The organism is Rhizobium acidisoli (assembly GCF_002531755.2).
GTDB lineage: Bacteria > Pseudomonadota > Alphaproteobacteria > Rhizobiales > Rhizobiaceae > Rhizobium > Rhizobium acidisoli.
This window is the reverse complement of the sequence record NZ_CP034998.1, coordinates 516,973-541,289: the sequence shown is the minus strand read 5'-3', so window position 1 is coordinate 541,289 and position 24,317 is coordinate 516,973. Positions and strand designations below refer to the sequence as shown.

General features: G+C 61.4%; 24 protein-coding genes. 7 read left to right on the top strand and 17 right to left on the bottom strand.

Annotation, left to right across the window (positions count from 1 at the left end):
- Nucleotides 1-206: 206 nt before the first annotated feature.
- The 12 genes from CO657_RS02665 to CO657_RS02610 form a co-directional block, all read right to left on the bottom strand.
- The gene (locus CO657_RS02665) at nucleotides 207-698 is read right to left on the bottom strand and encodes a F0F1 ATP synthase subunit B (protein WP_054181428.1); all 492 of its coding nucleotides are present in this window, start codon (nucleotides 696-698) and stop codon (nucleotides 207-209) included.
- A gap of 3 nt (nucleotides 699-701) precedes the next feature.
- Entirely contained in the window at nucleotides 702-1,325 is a 624-nt protein-coding gene (locus tag CO657_RS02660) for a F0F1 ATP synthase subunit B (RefSeq protein WP_003588238.1), read from the bottom strand.
- 77 nt (nucleotides 1,326-1,402) lie between these two features.
- Nucleotides 1,403-1,630, bottom strand: a complete 228-nt coding sequence (locus CO657_RS02655; protein WP_003545854.1) for a F0F1 ATP synthase subunit C — start codon at nucleotides 1,628-1,630, stop codon at nucleotides 1,403-1,405.
- Between the two features lie 68 nt (nucleotides 1,631-1,698).
- The gene (locus tag CO657_RS02650; protein WP_003584570.1) at nucleotides 1,699-2,451 is read right to left on the bottom strand and encodes a F0F1 ATP synthase subunit A; all 753 of its coding nucleotides are present in this window, start codon (nucleotides 2,449-2,451) and stop codon (nucleotides 1,699-1,701) included.
- Between the two features lie 62 nt (nucleotides 2,452-2,513).
- Complete coding sequence (locus CO657_RS02645) at nucleotides 2,514-2,846, bottom strand: AtpZ/AtpI family protein (RefSeq protein ID WP_003588244.1); 333 nt, start codon at nucleotides 2,844-2,846, stop codon at nucleotides 2,514-2,516.
- A 271-nt stretch (nucleotides 2,847-3,117) separates the two neighbouring features.
- Complete coding sequence (locus tag CO657_RS02640; RefSeq protein WP_054181427.1) at nucleotides 3,118-4,326, bottom strand: cell wall hydrolase; 1,209 nt, start codon at nucleotides 4,324-4,326, stop codon at nucleotides 3,118-3,120.
- A gap of 286 nt (nucleotides 4,327-4,612) precedes the next feature.
- Nucleotides 4,613-6,511: a potassium transporter Kup gene (locus tag CO657_RS02635; RefSeq protein WP_003588247.1), complete on the bottom strand. Its 1,899-nt coding sequence runs from the start codon at nucleotides 6,509-6,511 to the stop codon at nucleotides 4,613-4,615.
- Between the two features lie 18 nt (nucleotides 6,512-6,529).
- The gene (locus tag CO657_RS02630) at nucleotides 6,530-7,507 is read right to left on the bottom strand and encodes a magnesium transporter CorA family protein (protein ID WP_054181908.1); all 978 of its coding nucleotides are present in this window, start codon (nucleotides 7,505-7,507) and stop codon (nucleotides 6,530-6,532) included.
- 410 nt (nucleotides 7,508-7,917) lie between these two features.
- Nucleotides 7,918-9,102 (bottom strand): Mrp/NBP35 family ATP-binding protein, encoded by a 1,185-nt coding sequence (locus CO657_RS02620; protein WP_054181426.1) that lies wholly within the window; start codon nucleotides 9,100-9,102, stop codon nucleotides 7,918-7,920.
- 93 nt (nucleotides 9,103-9,195) lie between these two features.
- Nucleotides 9,196-9,345 (bottom strand): hypothetical protein, encoded by a 150-nt coding sequence (locus CO657_RS36585; RefSeq protein WP_156339774.1) that lies wholly within the window; start codon nucleotides 9,343-9,345, stop codon nucleotides 9,196-9,198.
- A 401-nt stretch (nucleotides 9,346-9,746) separates the two neighbouring features.
- A complete protein-coding gene (locus tag CO657_RS02615) occupies nucleotides 9,747-10,481 on the bottom strand; it encodes a LuxR family transcriptional regulator (RefSeq protein ID WP_003588256.1) in 735 nt (244 codons plus the stop codon).
- Between the two features lie 202 nt (nucleotides 10,482-10,683).
- On the bottom strand, nucleotides 10,684-11,481 hold the full coding sequence (locus CO657_RS02610) for an IclR family transcriptional regulator (RefSeq protein ID WP_054181907.1): 798 nt from the start codon (nucleotides 11,479-11,481) through the stop codon (nucleotides 10,684-10,686).
- Nucleotides 11,482-11,587: 106 nt separating this feature from the next.
- Here CO657_RS02610 and CO657_RS02605 point away from each other — a divergent pair, with 106 nt between their 5' ends.
- The 5 genes from CO657_RS02605 (at nucleotide 11,588) to CO657_RS02585 (ending at nucleotide 15,629) form a co-directional block, all read left to right on the top strand.
- Nucleotides 11,588-12,349 (top strand): SDR family NAD(P)-dependent oxidoreductase, encoded by a 762-nt coding sequence (locus tag CO657_RS02605; protein ID WP_012556739.1) that lies wholly within the window; start codon nucleotides 11,588-11,590, stop codon nucleotides 12,347-12,349.
- A complete protein-coding gene (locus CO657_RS02600) occupies nucleotides 12,349-13,263 on the top strand; it encodes a 2-dehydro-3-deoxygalactonokinase (RefSeq protein ID WP_054181425.1) in 915 nt (304 codons plus the stop codon). The genes CO657_RS02605 and CO657_RS02600 overlap by 1 nt, the downstream gene beginning before the upstream one ends.
- A 13-nt stretch (nucleotides 13,264-13,276) precedes the next feature.
- Nucleotides 13,277-13,918: a 2-dehydro-3-deoxy-6-phosphogalactonate aldolase gene (locus CO657_RS02595; RefSeq protein WP_003588262.1), complete on the top strand. Its 642-nt coding sequence runs from the start codon at nucleotides 13,277-13,279 to the stop codon at nucleotides 13,916-13,918.
- The gene (locus CO657_RS02590) at nucleotides 13,915-14,802 is read left to right on the top strand and encodes an SMP-30/gluconolactonase/LRE family protein (protein ID WP_003588263.1); all 888 of its coding nucleotides are present in this window, start codon (nucleotides 13,915-13,917) and stop codon (nucleotides 14,800-14,802) included. The genes CO657_RS02595 and CO657_RS02590 overlap by 4 nt, the downstream gene beginning before the upstream one ends.
- Before the next feature lie 221 nt (nucleotides 14,803-15,023).
- Entirely contained in the window at nucleotides 15,024-15,629 is a 606-nt protein-coding gene (locus tag CO657_RS02585) for a PRC-barrel domain-containing protein (protein ID WP_012556736.1), read from the top strand.
- A gap of 132 nt (nucleotides 15,630-15,761) precedes the next feature.
- Here the strand turns inward: CO657_RS02585 and CO657_RS02580 are convergent, their stop codons facing one another.
- Both CO657_RS02580 and CO657_RS02575 read right to left on the bottom strand, forming a co-directional pair.
- On the bottom strand, nucleotides 15,762-17,126 hold the full coding sequence (locus tag CO657_RS02580; RefSeq protein WP_012556735.1) for a putative bifunctional diguanylate cyclase/phosphodiesterase: 1,365 nt from the start codon (nucleotides 17,124-17,126) through the stop codon (nucleotides 15,762-15,764).
- Between the two features lie 181 nt (nucleotides 17,127-17,307).
- Entirely contained in the window at nucleotides 17,308-19,032 is a 1,725-nt protein-coding gene (locus tag CO657_RS02575; protein WP_054181424.1) for a response regulator, read from the bottom strand.
- A 183-nt stretch (nucleotides 19,033-19,215) separates the two neighbouring features.
- On the opposite strand from CO657_RS02575, the gene mutL reads away from it, so the two are divergent.
- Complete coding sequence (gene mutL / locus CO657_RS02570) at nucleotides 19,216-21,033, top strand: DNA mismatch repair endonuclease MutL (RefSeq protein WP_054181423.1); 1,818 nt, start codon at nucleotides 19,216-19,218, stop codon at nucleotides 21,031-21,033.
- Nucleotides 21,034-21,100: 67 nt separating this feature from the next.
- Nucleotides 21,101-21,331 (top strand): DUF2093 domain-containing protein, encoded by a 231-nt coding sequence (locus tag CO657_RS02565; protein ID WP_003588271.1) that lies wholly within the window; start codon nucleotides 21,101-21,103, stop codon nucleotides 21,329-21,331.
- Between the two features lie 116 nt (nucleotides 21,332-21,447).
- Here the strand turns inward: CO657_RS02565 and CO657_RS02560 are convergent, their stop codons facing one another.
- From CO657_RS02560 to CO657_RS02550, 3 genes are all read right to left on the bottom strand, one after another.
- Complete coding sequence (locus CO657_RS02560; RefSeq protein WP_003588272.1) at nucleotides 21,448-22,365, bottom strand: sugar ABC transporter substrate-binding protein; 918 nt, start codon at nucleotides 22,363-22,365, stop codon at nucleotides 21,448-21,450.
- 79 nt (nucleotides 22,366-22,444) lie between these two features.
- Complete coding sequence (locus CO657_RS02555) at nucleotides 22,445-23,209, bottom strand: ATP-binding cassette domain-containing protein (RefSeq protein WP_054181422.1); 765 nt, start codon at nucleotides 23,207-23,209, stop codon at nucleotides 22,445-22,447.
- Complete coding sequence (locus CO657_RS02550) at nucleotides 23,206-24,264, bottom strand: ABC transporter permease (RefSeq protein WP_179611532.1); 1,059 nt, start codon at nucleotides 24,262-24,264, stop codon at nucleotides 23,206-23,208. Before CO657_RS02550 ends, CO657_RS02555 begins: the two co-directional genes overlap by 4 nt.
- Nucleotides 24,265-24,317 lie beyond the last annotated feature (53 nt).

The window sequence follows — 24,317 nt, the reverse complement described above, 5'->3', positions numbered from 1 at the left end:
TCAGTCGATACAAGAGCGCAACGGTCGAAGCCCTCATCGGTTTTATTCGGAAAGACCGGCATTCCCGGCCCCCTACGGGCACCTTCTCCCCGAGGGGAGAAGAGGGAATCGAGAGGGAGCGGCATGCCCTCGAACGGAGATTGAGTATTCACCAAAGACAAAAGGCCGGGACATGCCCGGCCTTTTCCTATTCCATTCGATACCGCTCAGTTGAGTCGTGTCTTGACCTGGCCGATGGCATTGCCGAAGAGTTCGGACTGGACCTTGCCGTCCGCCTGCTTGGCGAGCACCGTTTCGGCGGCTGCGATTGCGAGATCGACGGCGGCGGAACGGACCGCCTTCATCGCCTCGACCTCGGCCTGCTTGATCTTCTGCTCGGAAAGCGCCGTGCGGTTGGCGACGAATTCTTCCGTCTTCTTCTTCGCTTCGGCGGTCAGCATCTGGGCTTCACGCTCGGCAGCGGCAACGATGTGGGCCGCTTCGGCTTCCGCTTCCTTGCGCTTGCGCTGGTATTCGGCGAGCAGGTGCTGAGCCTCTTCGCGCAGACGCTTGGCTTCGGCCAATTCGTTGCGGATCTGGTCGGCGCGATCGTCGAGCGACCGTGACATCATGCCCGGAACCTTCAGGTAAACGACCAGTGCCAGGAAGAGGACGAGGCCGACAAAGGCGAAGAAAGTCGCATCAAAGTGAAATTCCATCGATCAAGCCTCCTTCTTGGCGGCCGCGACGGCGGCGGCGACATCTGCCTGAGCAGCGGAGCCGCCGATCAGCTGTTCCACGACGGCAGCCGCCGTTTCCTCGGCAATGGTGCCGACGTCGGCGAAGGCCTTCGCCTTGATGTCGGCGATACGGACTTCAGCAGCCTTGATCTTTTCCGACAGGCTCGCCTCGACAGCGCGGCGATCCTCTTCGGCCTTGAGCTTGGCGGCGTCGCGTGCGGCAGCGCCGATCGCATTCGACTTGGCGCGGGCAGCCGCCAGTTCGCCTTCATAGGTCTGGACGGCAGCGTCGGCTTCCGCCTTCAGGCGGCCGGCTTCTTCCAGATCCTGGGAGAGGCGCGTGTGGCGCTGATCGAGGATGGCCCCGATGCGCGGCGCGATGACCTTTTGCATAAGGAGGTAAAAGACGCTGAACGTAATCACCAGCCACAGCAGCTGGGATGCGTAGGTCGTCGAATCGAAAGGCGGGAACGGGCCGCGGGCGTGTTCGCCTTCGGCAACACCGGTCTCGGTATGGACCTCGCCTGCGGCCGGAGCGGCATGCGCATCCGTACCCGTCGCTGCCGCCGGTGCTTCTTCAGCGTAAGCCGGGGTCACAAAAAACATTCTCACCTCCAGGTGGACTGCAAATGCAAAGGATCACGGCGTGCGATCGCAGGCCGTGATCCATCTATTCGCCGATATCAGACGGCGAAGAGGAGGAGGAGAGCGACGAGCAGCGAGAAGATGCCCAGAGCTTCCGTAACGGCGAAACCGAATACCAGACGGCCGAACTGGCTGTCAGCGGCAGACGGATTGCGCAGTGCGCCGGAGAGGTAGCTGCCGAAAATATTGCCGAGGCCGAGAGCCGTACCGGCCATACCAAAGCAAGCCAGGCCTGCACCGATGTACTTTGCTGCTTCCGCTTCCATGTTGAACTCCTTTGAAATGGTTGTTGCGGCGAATGACTGACGCCCTGGAGACGTCGTTGTCGTTATCCTTAGTGCCCGCCCGGATGGATTGCGTCGTTGAGGTACATGCAAGTCAGCACCGCAAAGACGTAAGCCTGAAGGAAGGCGACGAGGAACTCGAGACCGGTCAGGGCGACGGTCATGATGAGGGGAAGAACTGCGCCGCCGACACCGACTGCACCGAGGGCTCCAAGCGAGGCGACGAAGCCTGCGAACACCTTCAGCGTGATATGACCGGCGAGCATGTTGGCGAAAAGACGAACGGAGAGCGAAATCGGACGGGACAGGAAGGAAATGATTTCGATCGAGACGACCAGCGGCAGCAATATGCCCGGCACGCCCGAGGGCACGAAGACATTCAGGAAGTGGAAGCCGTGCTTATAGAAACCATAGACGAGAACCGTGCCAATGACGAGGATCGCCAGCGCGAAGGTGACGATGATCTGGCTGGTGATCGTGAAGAAATACGGGAACATGCCGAGCAGGTTCGCCGTCAGCACGAACATGAAGAGCGAGAAGACCAGCGGGAAGAACTTCATCCCCTGCTTGCCCGCGCCTTCCTTCAGCATGTTGGCGATGAATTCATAGGACATTTCCGCAACCGACTGCGAACGGCCCGGCACGATGGCGCGGTTCGAGGTCGCGAAATAGAGGAAGCCGACGGCCACGGCAGCGGACGCTGCCATGAAGAGCGATGCGTTGGTGAACGAAAAATCAATTCCGCCGATTTCGATCGGCACAATCTTGAAGATCTGGAACTGATGAGTCGGATCGTTGGACACCGCTGTTCTCTCTCTTTGGCCCGCAGGACGCGGGGTCATTGCACTGGACCGGGAACCGGTCCTTATTTCTTGTCGTCATCAAGGGGATGGGCCACCACCCCCGCAGAACGCAGCACGTTCAGAACGCCGGCACAGAATCCGAGAAGCAGAAGAACAATCATCCCCCAAGGCGCCGTGCCAACAAAACGGTCGAGAACATAGCCAAGAACGGCACCGACGATGATCGCGGCAATGAACTCGCTGGAAAGCTTCATCGCCTGGGCATAACCTTTGCGGCTTACCTCGGCTTGGGCCTCGCTTGCATGTTCCACTCCCGCCTCAGCGCGCTTGGTCGCGAGTTCCGCTCCCAGCTGCGCACGGCGCTTCTCAAGACTTTCCTCGCGGTCATCCGCCATGGATCTCTCCTCACCTGCCCGTCGCCCGCACTCCCGCTACCCCGGTCATTCGGACCCCGGACGCGAAGGTTGAAACCCTTCCGGCCCGTTCTGAAGTCGCGCGCAACATAGTTTTAGGGATTGGTATAGTCAAGGCGTAGACAGCTTCTGTCCAGCCATAAAATAATTTCGTCAAATCAAAGAGATAACTCGTTTCTGGGGCGATCTCTTAAATTCGATGGAAAGAATCCGCTTTTAAGCCCGGCAAATCGGCTTGCCGGAGCGATTTATCTCAGCTCCAGCCGCCGCCATAGGTGCGATAGAAGACGTGAAGACCGATGCGGCCGACCTTTTCCATGGTCTTTGCCCATTTCGGCCTGACATAGACGGCATGGTAATGCGTCGCCGAGCCCACCTGCGGCAGCCAGATTTTGCCTGATGTCACCGCCATCGCCACATCGCGGGCCATCCGCCAGTGATATTCCGAGTTCACCCTGTCCTTGATGCTGTCGCAGGCGAAGGAAAACTGGCAGCGGTTGCGCCAGTCCTCGTTCTGGTAGACCACGCCGCAGATGGTTTTCGGATAGGACGGGTTGCGGACGCGGTTGAGGATGACCTGGGCGACGGCCGCCTGGCCCTTCACCGATTCTCCCCTCGCCTCGAAATAGATGCCGGAGGCAAGGCACTGCTGCTCGCGGGCAGAAAAGACGCTCGGCGACAATATGCTGGCGGCCCAGGCATGGTCGCGCGGGCCGATCTGCGGGACGAAGCGGCCGCTATCCTGCTCGGTCAGAATGGAATCGAAAGGCGATTGGCGGGAATAGTCGGGTGCCGCCGGCCCATAGGCAGTGGCCAGGACATCGGCCTTGTCGCTGGTGACGAGGCTTGCGAGCATTGCCGGCACGCCATTATCGGTTACCACCGGCTGCTTCTTATAGAAAGAAGTGGCGATCTCGATTTCCTTGCCCTGGATCTTCGGCTTGACGAAAGCCGATCTGTCCTTGAGATCGAAACTCGGGGTGAAGAGCATCCTGGTGCGCTCGAGGATCGAGCCGGCGGAAAAATCCTTCGGCGGCTGCATCTTCTCGACGGCGACGACGCGGCCTTTCTTGGTGCCGCGGTTGACGCGATCCTCGTCGGGCGTGTCCTCGTGGCCTTTTTCCTTGGTGAAAGCGACCTTGCGGCCATCGGGAAGCACCATGCCGGCACCCGACGAGATCGAGCCCGTCACCGCGGGATCGGAAAAGGCAAGTTCGGCCTGATGGATGGAGCCGGCCGGCGAATTGGTCAGCACCATGCGCCAGTTCTCCCCCTCCCGATCGAGACCGGCCAGCATGGCGGCGAGATCGGCATGAGATGCGACGCTCGGGAAGATCAGCCAGCCGGCGAGCCCGAAGATTGCGGGCGACACCCAATTCTCGGGAAGAAGACGCAGCTTGCTACGGGGAGAGCTCTTTCGACGCAACACCAACTCCGGGCATGGAACGCGGGAACATTCCATCGAAAATCTCTCATTAACCTTGACGTCGGGTTAACGGGGCGTGCCGGAATGTGACCATGCGAAGTTTTGCATGTTCTAATGTGGCTGGTCATTGCGCGATGAGATGTGTCCGCACCCTTGCAAAGTCCCCTCCCCAACCCCTCCCCACAAGGGGGAGGGACTTAGAGCGGCACCGTCGCATCTACCCTAAACGCCGAGATGTTTGTGAAGGGCGCAACAGGTTAAGCCCCTCCCCCTTGTGGGGAGGGGTTTGGGGCGGGGTCTTAAGCGCCCTTCTTTCCAGCCATCAAATAATAACGTGCGACCCCAGTTCCACCACGCGGTTCGCCGGCAGGCGGAAGTAGTCCGAGGGGTTGGCGGCGGCGTTGGCGAGCGCGATGTAAAGCCGGTCCTGCCAGTAGGGCATGCCGGATTTGGCGTCCGGCACCAGCTTGCGGCGGCCGAGATAGAAGGAGGTCGACATGATGTCGAACTTCAGCCCGGTCTTGCGCAGCGTCGCGAGCGCCTGCGAGACGTTCTGCGATTCCATGAAGCCGAAGAGCAGTTCGACGCGGGAGAAGCGCTCGGAAATCTGCTCGACCTTATAACGGTCCTGGCTCGGCACGCGCGGCTTGTTGACGGTGCGGATCGTCAGGATGACGTTGCGGTCGTGGAGCACATGGTTGTGCTTGAGATTGTGCAGCAGGGCGGCCGGGGCCGATTCCGGGTCGCTGGTCAGGAAGATCGCGGTGCCCGGAACCTGGGCCGGCGAATGTTCGCTCTTGCGCTCGATCGAGCTGACGAAGGAGGGGAGCGGAATATCGGTGTGGCGGGTCTTTTCCATCAGGATCGCGGTGCCGCGGCGCCAGGTCCACATGATGACGGTAAAGGCGGTGGCGATCAGGATCGGGATATAACCGCCGTCGTGGATCTTCAAAAGATTGGCGCCGAGGAAGATCAGTTCGAGCACGACCAGCGGCGCGAGCGCGATCACCGCCACCGGGAACGACCAGTTCCAGCGGGCACGAACGAATTCGAAGGCCATGATCGAGGTGACGACCATCGCACCGGTGACGGAGATGCCATAGGCGGTCGCCAGCGCATCCGAGGTCTTGAAACTCAGGACGAGGAAGATGACGCCGATGAACAGCACCGCATTGACCGACGGCACGAAGATCTGCCCGGTATTGGTTTCCGACGTGAAGAGGATTTCCATGCGCGGCAGGAAGCCGAGGTTGATACCCTGGCGCACCATCGAGAACGCGCCGGTGATGACCGCCTGGCTGGCGATGATCGTCGCGGCGGTCGCCAGGATGACGACCGGCAGCAGCGCCCATTGCGGAAACATCAGATAGAAGGGATCGGACATTGTCTCCGGCTTGCCGAGGACGAGAGCGCCCTGCCCGAGATAGTTCAGCGTCAGCGCCGGAAACACCAACGCGAACCAGGCCCACTGGATCGGGCGCCGGCCGAAATGGCCGAGATCGGCATAGAGCGCCTCAGCGCCCGTCACCGTCAGGAAGACCGCCCCGAGCACGACGACGCCGTAAAAGCCCTCATGCAGCAGGAAGCTGACGGCATAATAGGGGTTGAAGGCGGCAAGGATGCCGAAATCGTCGGAGATATGGGAAATGCCGGCGGCGGCCATGACGATGAACCAGATGGCGGTGATCGGGCCGAAGAATCTGGCGACGGCGCCGGTGCCGCGCGATTGCACGACGAAGAGCAGCGCCAGGATCACCACCGAGATCGGCACGATATATTCCGCCAAACTCGGTGTGACGAGCTTCAGGCCCTCGACGGCCGAGAGTACCGACAGCGCCGGCGTGATCATCGCATCGCCGAGGAAGAGGGCCGCTCCCATCAGGCCGAGCAGCATCAGTATGGCGGTATGGCCGTTGGCGGTCTTCATCAGAAGAGCAAGCAGCGACAGCGTGCCGCCCTCGCCTTCGTTGTCGGCGCGCAGCAGAAACAGCACATATTTGATGGTGACGATGATCGTCAGCGCCCAGATCATCAGCGAGATCAGGCTGATGACCTCGAAACGGGTGACGCCGTCATGGGCAACGGGCTTCAGCGCCTCGCGAAAAGCATAGAGCGGGCTGGTGCCGATATCGCCGTAGACGACGCCGACGGAACCGAGCGCAAGATAGAACAGCTTCTTCGGCGTCATCTGGGATTCGTTCGGATGGCTCTCTGCGGACATGAAGTTGCAACAGGCTCCTCAGAGCCAGCCTTTCCAGCGGAAAAAGAAAAAAGGGATGACGGCTGATATCACCATCAGGGCCAGCGAATAAGGATAACCCGCGGCCCAGGCCAATTCCGGCATGACCTGAAAATTCATACCATAGATGGAGGCGACCAATGTCGGCGGCAAGAACACCACCGAGGCAATCGAGAAAATCTTGATGATAGAATTCTGCTCGATGTTGATCAGACCGAGCGAAGCGTCGAGCAGGAAGGTGATGTTGCCTGCAACGAAGGCGGCATGCTCCGACAACGACTGGATGTCGCGCGAGAGAGTGCGGCAGAGTTCCTTCGTCTCGCGGTCCTGTTGGACCGCCGGGATCGTGTGAAAGAAGGTGAGCAGGCGGGACAGCGAACCGAGGCTGTCACGCACCTTGCTGATCATCCGGTGATAACCGGCGATATCGCGCAGCTTTTCCTCGAGGTAGTTCGAAGGCTTGCGCGTCTTCTTCGCCCGGTCGCCGAAGACATGCATCGACAGGATGTCGAGGCGTGCGACGGAGATTTCGAGGATCTCCGCGGTGCGGTCGACGATCGTCTCCAGCAGCTTGGCGAGAAGGGCAGCGCCGCTGCGCCAGTTTTCCGGCAGCCGGTGAAGGGCGGCGATGAACAGCGCAAAGGATTTGGGATGGGCGTAGCGGATGGTGACCAGCCGGTTTCCGGCCAGGATGAAGGCGACATCGGTCAGCGTCGGCGCGTCGGTATCGGCCTTCCAGAGCAGCGAGGCGGTCATGAAGACGGCGTCGTTTTCGACATAGAGACGGGCGGAGGGCTCGATATCCTTGAGATCATCACGCGTTGGAACCTCGATGCCGAGCACCTTCTCGACATAAAGCTCTTCGTCGCGGCTCGGCTCGATCATGTCGATCCAGACGGCATCCTCGGGGAAGGATGCGGGATGCGACAGATCGCGGATCTCAACCGACCTGCAATTGGAACAGTAAGCGGTGATCACCGGCAGCCTTTCCATGCGGCCGCCAGCGCGGCAACGCGAGGGTCGCTCGTCCCAGGTCCCAGCGGAAGAGTATCAAAAAAGGTCATACAACTCCGGCTGCATCCGGCCTTAAAGGCCGGCATGCGCATTGTGCTCCACCGCATCGCAGCGATCAATCCTTCGATCGACAAGACAACTCCGAACTTGCAGGCGGGCCGAAATCTTCCAAACGAGGACGGCCGTCATTGAGCATCTGCAGCAAACGCCATCATGGCGCCGCGGCATATGCAGCAAAGCCGTGAAATAATCAAGACATCTTCCGTGAAGCGCGGCTTTTCACCACGTTTCCCCCACAATTTGGGGTACTGGCGGTCATGATTCGGACGCTAGGAGTGTCGCCCGGAGCAGCCGCACTGCTTGCGATGGCAGACCTATTCGAAGACGATCGACGGGGCGGCACGCTGGGTTTGGCCACCGAGCTGCTCCCAGACCTTGGTGGCGATGCCGCGATAGATGCCGGCAACGACGCCGTTCGGCTCGGAGGCGACAAGCGGCGTGCCGGCGTCGGAGGTCTCGCGAATATTCATCGTCAGCGGCACTTCGCCGAGGAAGGGCACACCGATGCGCTCGGCCTCCTTGCGGGCGCCGCCATGGCCGAAGATGTCATAGCGGGTGCCGGTATCCGGCGCGATGAAATAGCTCATATTCTCGACGATGCCGAGCACCGGCACTTCGACCTTGCGGAACATGTTGAGGCCCTTGCGGGCATCGATCAAAGCGAGGTCCTGCGGCGTCGAGACGATGACGGCGCCGGCAAGCGGCACCTGCTGGGCCATGGTCAGCTGCGCGTCGCCGGTGCCGGGCGGCATGTCGACGACGAGCACGTCGAGCTCGCCCCAGGCGACTTCGCGCAGCATCTGCAGGAGTGCCGACTGGACCATCGGACCGCGCCAGATCATCGCCGTCTCCTCGTCGACGAGGAAGCCCATCGACATGACCTTGAGGCCGTAATTCTCCATCGGATTGATGATGCGGCCGTCGATCTGGGTCGGACGGCCTGAAATTTTCAACAGCCGCGGCATCGAGGGACCATAGATATCGGCGTCGAGAATGCCGACGCGCAAACCGTTGGCGAGCAGGCCGAGCGCCAGGTTGACGGCCGTGGTCGACTTGCCGACCCCACCCTTGCCCGAGGCGACGGCGATGATGGCGCCGATGCCGGGGACGCCGATCTTGCCGGCCCGCGGCGGCTGTTGCTGCGGGGCGTGCGCGTGGCTACCGTGATCATGCCCGTGATGATCGTGGCCGGCATGTCCGTGCGGCGGGTTCGGCGCCGGGCGGGCCGCCGGAGCGGCGGCGGCCGCTTTCTTGTCTGCGGTCAGTGCGACCAGCGCGCCTTTGACACCAGGCATCGCCTTGACGACGCGCTCGGCGGCGAGCCGCATCGGCTCCAGCTCCTTGGCGCGATCGGCCGGAACGGTGATGGAGAAATAGACCTTGCCGTCGGAGATGAAGACGTCGGAAACCATGCCGAGCTCGACGATATCGTGCTCGAGATCCGGTCCACGCACGGTCTTCAGCGTTTCGAGAACCTGTTCCTTGGTGACGTCGGTCATTCCATCCTCACTGCTGCTTCTCTCAGACTAGAGCGCCGCGCGTCTTATAAGACGCACAAAGAGCGCTGTAGCACTTTGAATTACTGCATGATTTCAGCCTTCATCGATTCCGATCAAGACTGAAATCATGCAGTAGAGATAGTGGAGACGGACGCCTTCGCCAAACAAAATCATCGGCGGGAAAATCGATTTGCCGGCCTGCGAAAAGCGCCCCGGGGAGAATGGGCAATCCGTTGCGGCCATCAAGTCCGCCGGGCTTTCGCCCTGATGGCCGCAACGGTCTCCCCGAGAACCGGCGCAATCCGGGGCGAACTAGAGCAAGCCGACAAAAAGGCCAGCGAAAAATGACGAGGGAAGGCCAAATGGCGCGCAGCTGTGCAAGAGGCGGTGCCAAAACGCAACAACCGCCGCCGACACCGAAGGCTTGGGAAAAGCGGCATCGGCGTCGGACGGCAGTGTGCGGCCGCGCCATTTCCCTGGCGCTGGTCCAAGTCCCCTCTGGGCCTCTGGCAAAAGAGATGCAGAAAGCGTGCCAGACGGAAATCGGCGCAAATGGCACCGGCGCGGCGTGAGGATGGCCGGAAGCGGCCGGCATATGCTCACGCGCTGGGCGCCCGGCGACCAGCCGCTATGCCTTTTGCACCTTATTTGATCAGGCCGATCCGCAGCGCCTTGGCCACCGCCTGGGTGCGGTTGACCGTATCGAGCTTCTTGGTGGCACGGTTGAGATAGTGATTGACCGTGTGCTCGGAGAGGGTGAGGATTTCGGCGATTTCCGCACTGGTCTTGCCGGCCGCCGTCCAGTTGAGGCAATCGATTTCCCGGTCGGTTAGCGTATCCGTGATGCGTGTATCGAGGTTGCGGATCTCGGCGAGCCTGTCATAAACATGGATGGAGATATAGCAGAGCTCACGCATCTCCGCCGGGCTGAAGGGCTCGCGGTCGCCGGCGAAAGAGATGGCGCCGCGCACGCCGGATGGCTCATGCGTCGGGAAATAGGCGCCGCGCATCATCCTGAAACGTTCAAACAGCGAGGCGACGAGGATCGACTTACCGTCGTCGCGCGACCAGTTCTCGCGCGACATGTCGTAGAAAAAGGGCCGCGCCGATGTTCTGAGCCGCCTGAGAACCGGGCTGTTGACCAGCAGTCCCTCCTGGTCGTAGAGCGCCAGAAGCTCGGCCGGCCAGCTGGTGATGACGGTGCTGCCCTGGATATCCAGGGAGGTGATCGGCGGCAAGTTGAGAACCAGGAAGGCACGGCTGCGATAGGCTTCCGTCACACGTTTCAGGAACCGGAAAATATCGAACTGGGTCTTCAGGCCGGCTATTTCCTTGATGTAGTCGTCGTCTTCCTGGGATGTTTGCGACAAGGGTGCCATCACATTTCTTCATCTTCGGCGCAACGGCCGGTTCGATTGCTTCGGGGAATGACGATCGCTGATTGGATCACATGGAATCGGCCTCGCCGTAGAGGCGTTCGGCCGGTGAGTGGTTTTCGATTTCGCGGACTATTTACAGTTGTCGTGATTCGCCGGAAAATCTCAATATCGCCCTCATCATAAGCATGCTCTCCGATCGCATTTAGCGGCGCGGGCCGAGCCGAATGCGCATGTCCTCCATGATCCTCCCAGCTGCCAGCTGAACTGGAACGGACCATTGGCGCAGAAGTTCCATCGACAGACGATAGGCCGGGCCGGTAATCGAAATGCCCCCGATAAAGGCCCGATCCTGCGACCAAAGCGGGGCGGCGACACAGCGGATGCCGGCCTCATGCTCCTCCCGGTCGAAGGCATAGCCCTGGTCGGTGATCTCGCGGATTTCGGCAAGCAGCGTTTCTGCCGAGAGATGGGTCGAGGCGGTAAAGCGGGTGAAGTTCAGGCCGGCGAGAAGATCGGCGAGGAGATCGGCCGGAAGCAGGGAAAGGGCGGCCTTGCCAACGCCGGTGCAGTAACAGGGCGAGGCATTGCCGATCTGCGAATACATGCGCACCGGCTGACGGCCGTCGACCTTGTCGAGATAGATGATCGACTGGCCCCTCAAAACACCGAGATGCACCGTCTCGCCGGTCGCCTGCTGCAGATCGGCAAGGTGCGGCTCGGCAATCAGCCGGAATTCGTTGCGCGCCCAGCTGCGCGCGGCAAAATCGAGCAGGCGTAGGCCCGGCGCGTAACGGCCGTCGCCATCAAGCTCAAGCAGCCCTTCCTCCACCAGATGGCTCAACTGGCGATGCAAGGTGCCGCGCGGCTGGCCGGCAAGGGCCAGGATATCGGTGAAACGCAGCGGTGCGTCGGCATGGGTGACGAGATCGAGCAGAACCATCAGTTTGCCGAGCGTGCCGGTCTCGCGGGCCTGCGCCATGCTATCGCCATTTGAATTCATCATCTCGTCCGCCCTTGACAGCAAGGCCAGCATAATTCGATAATTCCATATAGTCAAATATAGTTCCAAATAATGGAACATCATGGAATATCAAAAGGCGACGGCGATGCCAGCACAATTTCCGGAGTTCAGAGACCGAACCGTGCTGGTGACCGGCGGCGGATCGGGCATCGGTGCTGCGATCGTCGAAGGTTTCGCGCGCCAGGGCGCCAAGGTCTCCTTCATTGACATTGCCGAGGAAGCCGGCCGCGCGTTCGCCGAAAGGCTGTCGCAGGAGACGGCGCATCCGGTTTCCTTTCACCATGCCGACCTTCGCGACATCGAGGCGATCCGGCGCACCGTCGATACCGTCGTCGCCAATTCAGGGCCGATCCGCGTGCTTGTCAACAATGCCGCCTGGGACGACCGTCATGATTTCGACGCGGTGACCGAGGCCTATTGGGACAACAATCAGGCAGTCAACCTGCGGCATGTGTTCTTCACCTCCCAGGCAGCAGCGCCATCGATGCGGGCGGCCGGCGGCGGGGCGATCATCAATATGTCGTCGATCGCCTTCAAACTGAACATGGGCGGTTTTCCCGCCTATGCGGCGGCCAAGGCTGCAGTCGTCGGGCTGACGAAGAGCATGGCCGGCAGGCTGGGCCCGGAGAATATCCGCATCAACTGCATTTTGCCCGGCATGGTCCTCACCGAACGGCAGATGCAGCTTTGGCTGACCGAAGAGAGCGTCGCGCGTTCGGTCGAGCAGCAATGCCTGAAGGTCGCGCTAAAGCCCGACGCAATCGTCGGTCCCTGCCTGTTTCTTGCATCCGACTGCGCGGCGGGAATGACCGCCCAGTCCCTGATTGTCGATGGAGGCATTCTGTAATGGCAAATCCCGCTTATGTCGCGGTGGACTGGGGCACCAGCAGCTTTCGGCTCTGGCTGATCGGCAAGGACGGCAGCGTGCTTGCCGAGCGCCGCAGCGGCGAAGGCATGACGAGTGCGGCAAAAGCCGGCTTTTCCCAAGTGCTGGCAGGCCATCTTGCCGCCGTCGAGGCGCCCGAGAACCTGCCGGTGATCGTCTGCGGCATGGCCGGTGCACGGCAGGGCTGGGTCGAGGCCGGTTATATCGACGTGCCGGCGCCGCTCGCCGCGATCCTGACTGCGGCAGTCTCCGTGCCGGGAGGAAGCCGCGACATCCGCATCCTGCCGGGGCTTGCCCAGCGGGACATGGCGACACCCGATGTCATGCGCGGCGAGGAGACCCAGCTTCTCGGCGCGCTCGGCAGTGCAAGCGCCGGCGCCCAGGCGGTCTGTATGCCTGGAACCCATTCGAAGTGGGTGCATGTGGGCGACGGCAAGGTCACCGGTTTTTCGACCTTCATGACCGGCGAACTGTTCGACGTCATCAGCAAACACACGATCCTTTCGCATGCCGTTGCCGGTGCTCAGGAGCAGCCGGCCGATGCGGCGGCCTTCGAAGCGGCGGTCTCCGCGGCTTTCGCGCGGCCCGCGCTTGCCTCCAATCTGCTCTTTACCGCCCGCTCGGGCCAGCTCCTGCACGGGATCTCGGCCGCATCAGCGCAGGCCCGGCTCTCCGGCACGCTGATCGGCCTCGAAATTGCCGGTGCGCTGCAAGATGCGGCCAACTCAGGCATCACGCTCGTCGCCTCCGGGCGCCTGCAGGCGCTCTACGAACAGGCCTTCAAAACCCTCTCCCTTCCCTTCACCGCCATCGATGCGGACGCCGCCGTGCGCCGCGGGCTTTCGGCCGCCGCCGAAGCCATCTGGCCGAATTGAGAAAGCCGACACGATGAACCGTATCCCCTTCCCCGACATGAAGCGCCCGCTGATCGCCATCCTTCGCGGCATCCGGCCCGACGAGACCGAAAGCGTGGTCGGCGCCCTGATCGACAATGGCCTGACGGCGATCGAGATCCCGCTCAATTCGCCGGAGCCGTTCAAATCGATCGAGATCGCCGCCAAGATGGCGCCGCCCGAGGTGCTGATCGGCGCCGGCACGGTGCTGACGGTCGAGGCGGTCGACAGCCTGAATGCCGCCGGCGGCACGCTGCTCGTCACGCCGAATGTCGAGCCCGAGGTGATCATTCGGGCGCGCCAATACGGCATGGTGACGATGCCAGGCGTCTTTACCCCGACAGAGGCGCTTGCCGCAGCGCGGGCCGGCGCGACCGGTCTCAAGTTCTTTCCGGCAAGCGTGCTCGGTCCTTCCGGCATCACGGCGATCCGGGCGATCCTGCCGCCCGAACTGACGATTGCCGCCGTCGGCGGCGTGTCGGACAAGAATTTCGGCGATTATACCAAGGCCGGCATCTTCGCCTTCGGTCTCGGCACCAGCCTCTACAAGCCGGGAATGACCGCATCGGAGGTTGCCGAGCGCGCCAAGGCGACCATTTACGCCTATGATGCAGCCATTGGGAGCGTGAGCGTATGACCGATATCTACGAGTTCGAGGGCAAGACCCTTTGCAACACCAATTCCGTTCTCGGCGAAGGCCCGACCTATGATCCGGACAGCAATACCGTCTGGTGGTTCAACATCCTCGGCAAGGAACTGCACGAGCTCAATCTTTCGACAGGCGCCAAGAAGGTGCATCCATTGCCTGCCATGGCGAGCGTGCTTGCCCGTATCGACGCCGGCCGGCAGCTGATCGCGACGGAGGAAGGGCTTTTCGTCCGCGATGTGGCGAGCGGCAACCTGACCTTCTATGCCGCGCTCGAAAACGACAGGCCGGAGAACCGGTCGAACGACGGCCGCACCCATCCTTCCGGTGCACTCTGGATCGGCACGATGAGCAAGCGGGCGGAAAACCAGGCCGGCGCCATCTATCACGTCGCTGGCGGCAAGGTGACGAAGATCTTCAACGGCATCAGCATCCCGAATTCGATCTGCTTCTCGCCGGACGGCACCATCGGCTATTACACGGATTCCCGCCTTAATCGGCTGATGCGCGTCATGGTCGATCCGAACACAGGTATGCCCTCGGGCGAGCCGATCGTGCTGGTCGACAGCGCCGACGAGCCCGGCGACATCGACGGCTCGGTGGTCGATGCCGATGGTTATATCTGGAATTCCCGCTGGGGCGCTGGCGTCGTCGACCGCTACAATCCCGACGGGTTGCGCATCTCGCGCTACAAGGTTCCCGCCGTCCAGCCCTCCTGCCCGGCCTTCATCGGCGTCAATGCCGACCGGCTGGCAGTGACGACCGCCTGGGAGGGCCTCGATGAGGATGCCCGTTCTGCGCAGCCGAGCGCCGGCGCGCTGCTCGAACTCGGCATCGAGGTCAAAGGCGTGTTCGATCCGGTCTACGTGATCTGAAGACAGCTTGCCCGCAACACTCAAAGGCGCTTCCGGCCGGAGGCGCCTTTTCTCGTTCTGGTAGCGGTTGCGCGATAAATGTTCCGTGAAAATCGAGAAATTTTCCGTGTTTTCAACCGGAACCAATCGGCGCACCAGTCATTTTCCTTTCGAACCGGCGCGGCAATGACACAGAAATTGCCGCGTCAGCGACCACTCTAGGAACTGAAGGTAGGTTCGAAATGACACGCAAACTCTTGACGACCGTTGCCGCTGGCGCCCTGTTTGCCACGGCTTTCGCACCGGCGGCATTCTCGCAGGCGGCGCCGAAGCCGGCCGATCCGGCTGCCACGACACAGGCGGCTCCCGCCGATCCGGCAGCACCGAAGCCGATGACCCCTGACGTCACCAAGCCCGCAGGCGATGCAGCACAGGCTCCGGCTGCAGCCCCGACGGCAGACACGGCGCAGGCCGGTTATATCACGGAGCAATCTCCCGACCAGGTCAGTGCCAATACCTATATCGGCCAGTCGGTCTATAACGGCAACAATGAAAGCATCGGCAGCGTCAACGACCTGATCCTCAAGAAGGATGGCGGTTTCGTTGCTGCGATTGTCGGCGTCGGCGGCTTCCTTGGTATCGGCGAAAAGAACGTCGCCGTTCCTATGGAGAAGATCACCGTCGCCCAGAATACGCAGGACGGCAGCGTCAAGCTGACGACGAGCGAAACGGCTGAATCGCTGAAGGCCGCACCTGAGTTCAAGACGCTGGCCATGCAGTCGGCCGAAAAGGCTCCGGCTGCGACCGGCACCGACACCACGGCCACCGGCTCGACAACGCCCAAGTAAATTGGCGTTGAGACAGCCGGGCCAGAAAAACCGCGCGGTAGTATAGCGTAGGCGATGGCGCTCCTAGGGGCGCCATCGCTTTTTGCTATGTCGGTCGTTGAGAAAACCGCTCACGGTTTTCGGCATCATGCTTTATGCGCTGACACGCTCCGCCATGGTCGGATCGTAGTAGTTCTCGTGCAGGAAGCGCAGCGTGGCGATCCCATCGGCCGGGCGGCCGAAGTGATAGCCCTGGCCCATGCCGCAGCCGAGCATGCGCAGCTTCACCGCCTCGGCATAATCCTCGATGCCCTCAGCCACGACTTCCAGCTCCAGGCCGTCGCACATGGTCAGAATCGCCTTGATGATGTGTTCGGAGGCGCGGTCGGAATTGATGCGCGAGACGAAGGCGCGGTCGATCTTGATCTTGTCGAAGATGAAGTCGCGAAGCCGCCCGAGGCTTGACTGGCCGGTGCCGAAATCATCGAGCGAAATACGCACGCCGGCGGCGCGCAGATCGGCGATGATGCGGTGGGCGGTATCGGCCGAGCTCATCACCGCGGTCTCGGTGATCTCCAGCTCCAGGCGATGCGGATCGAAGCCGACGCGGCCGAGGATCGACAGGACGCTGCTGCTGGTGCCCGGATCCATCAGCTGCGCCGAGGAGAGATTGAACGACAGGAAGAGTTCGCGCGGCCAGGAAAGGGCGGCCTCGGCGGCTTTGCGCAGCAGCGCCTCCGACAGCGCATCGATGAAGCCGCGTTCTTCGGCGAGCGGCACGAAGACGCCGGGCGAGACGAAGCCGAGATCGGGATCGTTCCAGCGGGCGAGCGCCTCGAAGCCGACCACCTGATTGTTGGAGAGCGAGACGATCGGCTGGAAATGCACGTCGATCGCATCGGAGATGATGGCGTTTCTGAGCGCCTGCTCCAGCTGCGTCGCGCGCTTCATTTCCTGGGCGATCTCGCGCGAATAGACGGTGATCTGGCCGCGGCCGCGGCGCTTGGAACGGTAAAGGGCGGTTTCGGCGCTCTTCAGCAGCTCCTCGCAGTCTTCTCCGGCGAACGGGTAGATGGCAAAGCCGAGGGAGGCGGAAAGACGGACGTTGCGGTCGCCGAGATCATAGGGGGCCGACAGCACCTCGCGGATCATCTGACCGAATTTTTCGGCACTCGCCCGCTCGAAGATCAGCGGTAGCACGAAGGCGAATTCATCTCCGTCATGGCGGGTGACCAACGCGCCATCGGGAATGCAGGCCCTCAGGCGATGGGCGACCTGGCAAAGGATTTCATCCCCGGCAGCCGAGCCGAAGAGATCGTTGATCGGTTTGAAACTGTCGAGATTGGCGATGCCGATGGTGAAGGGCGCCGGGTCGCTGGCGCGCTCGGAAGAGATCTGCAGGACCTTGTCCCGCATGCGATTGCGGTTTCCCAATCCAGTGAGCGGATCGGTATAGGCCATCGCCTGAAGCTCATTCTGACCGACGGTCAAGAAAGCTGTGTCCGCCGATTTCATCATTCACCCGAGCTTTCCCGCGCCATGCAAAGAATGACCGGCATGTCTTAACAATTTGATAGTAAATCAGCAGGCATTGCCGCTAAAACCACCCCAGAATCCGGGAGTTGACCGGTGGTCCCGGCTAAAGTCGTTAATTTTTATGCCGTTGGCCGGAGCCGCTCACAGGTCCTGATGACATGCATCAGCCTCGCGCCCGCATGACCTCATCCAGCAGATGCCTCTGGAAGACCGCCTCGAGCATATCGGGGCTGACCGGTTTCATGATGACATCGTCCATGCCCGCCTTGACGCATTCGGCGCGGTCCCGTTCGAAGGCCTGGGTGAGGACGCCGATGATCGGGGTGTGGCTTTTCCCGCCGGTTTCTTCCATCTGCCGAATGAGGCGGGCGGCCTCGAAGCCGTTGAAGCCCGGCAGCGAAATATCCATCAGCACGATCTGCGGCCGGTGCTCGGCCCAGAGGCGCACGGCCTCATCGCCGGTCGCCGCGATCATATGGCGATAACCAAGGCCTTCGAGGATCTGCGAAAAAACGATCTGGTTGATATCATTGTCTTCGGCGACGAGAACCTGCAGGCCGACGACGTCGTCGGAGATGCTGATTTCCCAATCCGAATCCGCACCGGTGCCACCATTGCGGCTGTTGCGGTTGAAATGGCGGGCGATCTGGAAGGTCAGTTCGTTGGCGATCTGAAAGCCGTCCATGACCAGAGCCGGGATGCCGTATTGCTCCGCAAGCTCGAGGCAGCGCATGCCCATCTGGTTGTCGATGATCAAGAGATCGAGCGAGATGCCGGAGGACGTGGCGATTTCCAGGAAGTGTTCCTCCTCGTCCTCGCCGCGGACCGAGCAGGATTCGAAACCGTATTTCGACAGCGTCCGCAGCGCGGCGGTCTCAGCGGCAAGGTCGGACGTGACGACGAGGACCTTGCGGCCGGAAAAATTCTCCGGAACGATCGCTTCCATCGCCGCCGGCTCGCGGCGCTCGACCGCACTCGGCACCGGCACATAGGCGCGGCGATAGCTTTGATTGCTTGAGGTGGTGATCGCCGATGCCCGGCCGAACTCGTCGAGATCGGCGCCATCACGCGGCAGATCCTGCATGGTCGACACCAGGAAATAGCGGCCCGGCTTGCCGATGCGGTGCTTGCGGCTGACGATATCGCGCTCGATGCCATCGCGGGAGATCTGCCGCTGGCGGGAGACGGACATCTCGCCGGTCTCCAGCACATGACGGTCGCTCTCTTCGAAGCGCTTGGCGATCTCGACGGAAAAAAGGTCGCTGCTCTTGCGCCCGAGCACCTCGTCGGCGGTCGTCTGATATTTCTCGCAGAAGGCGAGATTGACCGCGACATAGGTGAGGTTGCGGTCCTTGACGAAGAGCGGGAACGGCAGATTGTCGAGAATGTCCTCGGTGAGCTGCACCCGCTCCAGATCCGAGCGCCATTGCTCTTCTCGCTTCTTGTCCTCGGAAATATCGGAAATGATGGTGACGCCATAACCGCCGGGCAGCCGGCGCTTGACGAAACGCACCCAGCTGTCGGCAGCATGGCGCTCGACGGCATCGAAGCGCTCGCGCCAATGCGAGGCGATTTTCTGCGACAGCCAGTCCTCGCGGCTCAGCGAGCCGCGCTGCTTGACGTCATATTGCTGGCGAATGCCGGTGTCGTAGACCGCGCCGAGGAAATCGCGAAGCCGCGTGCCGGGCTTCAGCATCTCGGGCGGCAGCGGGAAGAATTCCAGCGTCTGGCGGCTGGCGAAGATCAGATGATCGTTCTTGTCATAGATGATGAAAGCTGACGAAAGGCTGTCGCACACCACATCGAAAAGCGCCGTCTGCAGATCGGCCCCGGCGGAAATCCCGTCGGTTTCCGATGATGTGTCCGCCTTATCGAAGCCGGCACTCATGCTGTTGCGTCCCACATCTGTTCGATTTCGAAAGCTTCCGGAGGTATTTGAATAGAAATGCCATTTTTATGTTAAAACCGGCTTAACACTAGTGATCCCCAAGTTGCGGGAGGCCCGGATCACGCTTTGGGAATGCCCATCGAACCCTCTTCCCTCCAGCCCGCGAATCCTCGAAAATAGCCCATGGCCATCAGACAGCTTTCCGAAACGCTCATCAACCAGATCGCCGCCGGCGAAGTCATCGAACGGCCGGCGAGCGCTGCCAAGGAACTGATCGAAAACGCGCTCGATGCGGGCGCGACGCGCATCGAGATCGCCACGGCAGGGGGCGGCAAGGCGTTGCTGCGGGTCAGCGACAACGGTTCGGGCATGGATGCGGCCGATCTGGAACTGGCGGTCAGGCGCCACTGCACCTCGAAACTATCGGAGACGCTGGAGGATATCCGCACGCTCGGTTTCCGCGGCGAGGCGCTGCCGTCGATCGGCTCGGTCGCAAGGCTCAGCATCGCCAGCCGCAGGCGCGACAGCGCCGGCGGCCACGAGATCGCCGTCAACGCCGGCAAGGTCGCGCATTTGCGCCCGGCCGCCGCCAATCCCGGGACGATCGTCGAAGTGCGCGATCTTTTTTTCGCGACCCCCGCCCGGCTCAAATTCCTGAAGACCGAGAAGGCCGAGGCCGGTGCCATTACCGAGATCGTCAAGCGCATGGCGATCGCCTTTCCCGCCGTGCGCTTCGTGCTGTCCGGCTCCGACCGCACGACGCTGGAATTTCCGGCGACCGGCGACGATCATCTAGCACGCATGGCGCAGGTGCTCGGCAAGGACTTCCGCGACAACGCCATTGCGCTCGACGCCGTGCGCGAGGAGATTTCGCTCACCGGCTTTGCCGGCGTGCCGACCTTCAATCGCGGCAACTCCGCCCATCAATATGCCTTCGTCAACGGCCGGCCGGTGCAGGACAAGCTGATCCTGTCGGCGATCCGCGGCGCCTATGCCGAAACCATCCCGTCAGGCCGCCATGCGGTGGCGGTGCTGTCGATTACCCTCGATCCCGCCCTCGTCGACGTCAACGTGCATCCGGCAAAATCCGACGTGCGGTTCCGCGACCCCGGCCTGGTGCGCGGCCTGATCGTCGGCGCCATCCGCGAAGCCCTGGCGCGCGACGGCAGCCGGGCGGCCACGACTGGGGCAAGCGACATGCTGCGCTCCTTCCGCCCCGGCTTCCAGCCCTACGCGCAACGGCCGCAGACACCATGGTCGGCCGATACCTCGCCTTCCCGTCCCTACCAGCCGGCAAACGGTTTCGGTGAACGGCCGCAGGCCTCCTTCGACGGGCTGTCAATGCCGACGGCACGGGCCGAGCCGCCGTTTTCGCCGCAGCCGGCAGCAGCCGAGACGGCCTCTCCCGAAACGACCGGGCGCTATCCGCTCGGCGCGGCACGGGCGCAGATCCACGCCAATTACATCGTCGCCCAGACCGAGGACGGGCTTGTCATCGTCGACCAGCATGCCGCGCATGAGCGGCTGGTGTTCGAGGCGATGCGCAAGGCGCTGCATTCGAAGCGGCTGGCTTCGCAGGTGCTGCTCATCCCGGAGATTGTCGACATTCCGGAAGAGGATTGCGACCGGCTGATGCAGCATGCGGGCGAGCTTTCCGAACTCGGCCTGGCAATCGAGCGTTTCGGCCCTGGGGCGATTGCCGTGCGCGAAACACCGGCGATGCTCGGCGAAGTCGATGCGCATGGCCTGATCCGCCAGCTTGCCGACGAGATTGCCGAATGGGACACGGCGTCGGGCCTGTCGGCCAAGCTCGAATATGTGGCGGCGACGATGGCCTGCCACGGATCGGTGCGCTCCGGGCGGCGACTGCGGCCGGAAGAAATGAACGCGCTGCTCAGGGAAATGGAAGTGACGCCCGGCTCCGGCCAGTGCAATCACGGCCGGCCGACCTATATCGAATTGAAGCTCAGCGATATCGAGCGGCTTTTCGGCAGAAGCTAAAAAAACTGGAAAAGCCGCCTCTGCCGGAGTATGGCAAACGGATGAGAGGCTGCAGGGAACGGAGCGCATGAATTTGTTCGAAGGGCACGGAAACCGCGAGGCGAAGATCCGGTATCTCGATGGCGATTTCCAGATTCTCTCGCCCGGCTCCTATGTCGTCTGCGCGATGACGGGAAAACAGATCCCGCTCGACGAGCTGCGCTATTGGAGCGTCGCCCGCCAGGAACCCTATGCCGACGTGATCTCGGCAATCGAAGCCGACAAACGTGCCGGCGTGCTGCCGAACCAGAGGCGTTAAAGCGCGGCCGCGTGCGAGGGGCCACAGGTCCGGCCCGCCCACGAAGGACGGGCCGTTTGCTAAGCACCAACAAGGTCGATATGCGCTCTCTGCAAATTGCACAGAGAGGCAACGGTTTACTTGAATTGCGCCATATTCTCAGGCGTCACGAGCGCGGCCCCGGAATCGATCAAAGACTCCACCTTCTCTCCGCGAATCGATTTTACCAGCGCATCCACACCGAGTTCAGCCATCTTGGTGGGGAACTGCGCCACCGAAGCATCCTCGACTCCACTCTTCAGCGCCTCCTCTTCGCCGCAGCAAAAGTCGAAACCGACCAACACAATCTTGTCATTGGCAGTGCCGGAATTCTTGATTGCGCGTGCAGCGCCAGCAGCGGGCGGGCCGCAAGCGGCGTAAATGGCCTTGAGGTCCGGGTTCTTCGTCAGCAGATCTTCGGCGACACTGATCCCGAGTTCCTCGGTGCAGTTTGTTGCGCCTTTCCCGACGATCTTGACGTCAAGGCCCTGCAGCCCTTCAAGCATACCCTTCACACGGTCATCAAGCGCTGGCACACCGGGCACACCCTCGAGAATCCCGAGCGTATCGCCAGCTTTAAGAACCGTTTTGAGATATTCGCCGGCGATCTTGCCCGCGGCAAAATTATTGGTCGTGGCAAGCGCCGTCCTGCCTTTCCAATCCGGAATATTGTTATCCATCAGGACGACCTTGACGCCTGAAGCCACCGCTTTGTCCAGGGCCGTGGACACGGTGGGATCGACGGGCGTGAGCGCAATACCCTGCACGCCTCGTGTCACCATCGACTCGATCTGTGCAATCTGGCCCTCGATGTCGGTTGCCGACGTCCCCTGCCCATAGATAATCTCGACGCCGGGATTTCTCTTTGCATAATCTTTGGCTGCGTTCTCCATTGTTGCGAAGAACGGTACCGGGAATTTGGTTATAAAGCCGAGCTTGATCGGCTCCTGCGCCAAGGATGGGACTACAGCGACAGCCAGAAGCGCAAGAGCTCCCAGCAGGGATTGCGGTTTCATCATAACACCTCCCATGTTTCGATCGCCCTCCTCTAGAGCGATCTCGTTGTCCACTGCCCTATCGAAGCAGTGATCTCCCCTAAGCCTCGGCGCCGACAATCATCGCGACAAGGTCCTGCTTGTTCGTTTGGGTTGGCTTCAGCTCACCCACCTTGCGACCCTGTCGCAGCACCACGGCCCGATCGGCGATTTCGACGACATGTTCCATATTGTGCGTGATTATGATCACGGCATTGCCTTCGGCTTTGAGCTGATTGACAAGATCAAGAACCTGGCGAGACTCTCGGACGCCGAGGGCAGCCGTTGGCTCGTCAAGGATCACAAGCTTGCGTGCAAAAACAATGGCGCGCGCGACCGCAATCGCCTGTCGTTGTCCACCAGACATCAGCGCGACCGGCGCGTCGAACCGCGGCAGCTTCACCTTCAGGCGATCGATTACGCGCGCTGCCTCCCGCTTCATTACGCCCGTGTTGAGGAAGCGGAGCGGGCGTGGCAGCCAAGAAGGGAAAGAGATTTCTCGCCCGCAATAAAAATTCTGCACAGGGGTCAGGTTGTCGAAAAGCGCCAGATCCTGATAGACGATTTCGATGCCGGCGCGACGGGCCGCCGCCGTTGAATGGAGCAGTACGGGAGCACCATCCACGAGGATCTCTCCTTCGTCGAGACTATGAAGCCCACTGATGCATTTGACGAGCGTCGACTTTCCGGCACCGTTGTCACCCAGCAGAGCCGTTACCTCCCCTGCATATGCATCAAAGCTTACATTTTTCAGGGCATGGATGGCGCCAAAGCGCTTCTGGGCATTTCGAACCGAAAGGACCGGTGGGGTGGATGCAGCGTTCATTGCACTCTCGCCGATTGAAGCACACGCGCGCGCGCCTCGAGGTGGTTACGAAGCACATCGGCCTCAACGGCGATGACGATGACGAGACCGATCGCGATCATTTGAAAGAACACATCGACGCCGAGAAGGTTAAGGGCGTTGCGGATGACGCCGATCAGCACGGCGCCGATCAGGGCGTGGCCGAGATGGCCTCGTCCGCCAAGGAAGCTGGCACCACCGATTATCACCGCCGCAATCGTGTCGAGTTCCAAGAGATTGCCATAGATCGGCGAGGCGGCACCTGTCCGTCCCGCCAGCAGCACCGCGCCGGCGCCGGCACAAAAGCCTGAGATAATGTAGGTCGAGAGCAGGACACCCTTTACCGGTATACCCATGCTTCTGGCGGCATTCGGCGAGCCGCCGACGGCATAGATCCATCGGCCACAGACCATTGCCTTCGTCAGGATCAGAAAAAGAAGCCCGAAGATCCCGACGACAAGGAAGGAATTGGGCACACCAAACGTCGTACCGCCACCGATCGCAGTAATTGCTTCGGGCATCCCGCGCATAGTGGTGTGGCCAGGGGCCAATGCAAGTGCCAGACCACGGCAGATACTCAAGGTCGCAAGGGTAATAATGAAGGGATGTGGCAGCCGACCGTAGACAAACACCACGCCGTTTACCGCCCCGACAGCAGCACCCGCCAGCAACATGGCCATAATGACGGCGATCGAGGCATCAACCTGCTGGTAGACCAATCCGCCGATGACTGTCGCAAGCGCGAGATTCGAGCCGACAGACAGGTCGACACCGCGTGTCAGGATAACGAGCTGCTGCCCCATCGCCACAAGAGCAATCACCGCCGTTTGCGCCAGGATGTTCCCCAGGTTGCCGGGCTTTAGAAAAGCCGGCGTGATCAGACTGACGACCGCGATGAGGATAATGAGGATCAACAATGGGCCTAAGCTCAAAAGCTTCAGTCCCAATGTGATTCCAGATTGTCTCGGGTGGAAGGTTGCACCTTGCGAACCTCCCGGCCGGGACGAATTCTGAGGCAATATCCGAGAGTCTTCCAAATTTCCCGAGCCTCCCTGGTTTTTTATACATAAGAAACATATGATACACGTAC

Bases quoted from the DNA above. Each gene is read 5' to 3' on its own strand.
- CO657_RS02565 (WP_003588271.1), top strand. From the start codon at position 21,101: ATGAATTTGTTCGAAGGGCACGGAAACCGCGAGGCGAAGATCCGGTAT.
- CO657_RS02610 (WP_054181907.1), bottom strand. From the start codon at position 11,481: ATGAATTCAAATGGCGATAGCATGGCGCAGGCCCGCGAGACCGGCACG.
- CO657_RS02605 (WP_012556739.1), top strand. From the start codon at position 11,588: ATGCCAGCACAATTTCCGGAGTTCAGAGACCGAACCGTGCTGGTGACC.
- CO657_RS02595 (WP_003588262.1), top strand. From the start codon at position 13,277: ATGAACCGTATCCCCTTCCCCGACATGAAGCGCCCGCTGATCGCCATC.
- CO657_RS02635 (WP_003588247.1), bottom strand. From the start codon at position 6,511: ATGTCCGCAGAGAGCCATCCGAACGAATCCCAGATGACGCCGAAGAAG.
- CO657_RS02575 (WP_054181424.1), bottom strand. From the start codon at position 19,032: ATGAGTGCCGGCTTCGATAAGGCGGACACATCATCGGAAACCGACGGG.
- CO657_RS02580 (WP_012556735.1), bottom strand. From the start codon at position 17,126: ATGATGAAATCGGCGGACACAGCTTTCTTGACCGTCGGTCAGAATGAG.
- CO657_RS02620 (WP_054181426.1), bottom strand. From the start codon at position 9,102: ATGACCGACGTCACCAAGGAACAGGTTCTCGAAACGCTGAAGACCGTG.
- CO657_RS02590 (WP_003588263.1), top strand. From the start codon at position 13,915: ATGACCGATATCTACGAGTTCGAGGGCAAGACCCTTTGCAACACCAAT.
- CO657_RS02645 (WP_003588244.1), bottom strand. From the start codon at position 2,846: ATGGCGGATGACCGCGAGGAAAGTCTTGAGAAGCGCCGTGCGCAGCTG.
- CO657_RS02655 (WP_003545854.1), bottom strand. From the start codon at position 1,630: ATGGAAGCGGAAGCAGCAAAGTACATCGGTGCAGGCCTGGCTTGCTTT.
- CO657_RS02560 (WP_003588272.1), bottom strand. From the start codon at position 22,365: ATGAAACCGCAATCCCTGCTGGGAGCTCTTGCGCTTCTGGCTGTCGCT.
- CO657_RS02660 (WP_003588238.1), bottom strand. From the start codon at position 1,325: ATGTTTTTTGTGACCCCGGCTTACGCTGAAGAAGCACCGGCGGCAGCG.
- CO657_RS02585 (WP_012556736.1), top strand. From the start codon at position 15,024: ATGACACGCAAACTCTTGACGACCGTTGCCGCTGGCGCCCTGTTTGCC.
- CO657_RS02600 (WP_054181425.1), top strand. From the start codon at position 12,349: ATGGCAAATCCCGCTTATGTCGCGGTGGACTGGGGCACCAGCAGCTTT.
- CO657_RS36585 (WP_156339774.1), bottom strand. From the start codon at position 9,345: ATGGCCGCAACGGATTGCCCATTCTCCCCGGGGCGCTTTTCGCAGGCC.
- mutL (WP_054181423.1), top strand. From the start codon at position 19,216: ATGGCCATCAGACAGCTTTCCGAAACGCTCATCAACCAGATCGCCGCC.
- CO657_RS02640 (WP_054181427.1), bottom strand. From the start codon at position 4,326: ATGGAATGTTCCCGCGTTCCATGCCCGGAGTTGGTGTTGCGTCGAAAG.
- CO657_RS02665 (WP_054181428.1), bottom strand. From the start codon at position 698: ATGGAATTTCACTTTGATGCGACTTTCTTCGCCTTTGTCGGCCTCGTC.
- CO657_RS02555 (WP_054181422.1), bottom strand. From the start codon at position 23,209: ATGAACGCTGCATCCACCCCACCGGTCCTTTCGGTTCGAAATGCCCAG.
- CO657_RS02615 (WP_003588256.1), bottom strand. From the start codon at position 10,481: ATGGCACCCTTGTCGCAAACATCCCAGGAAGACGACGACTACATCAAG.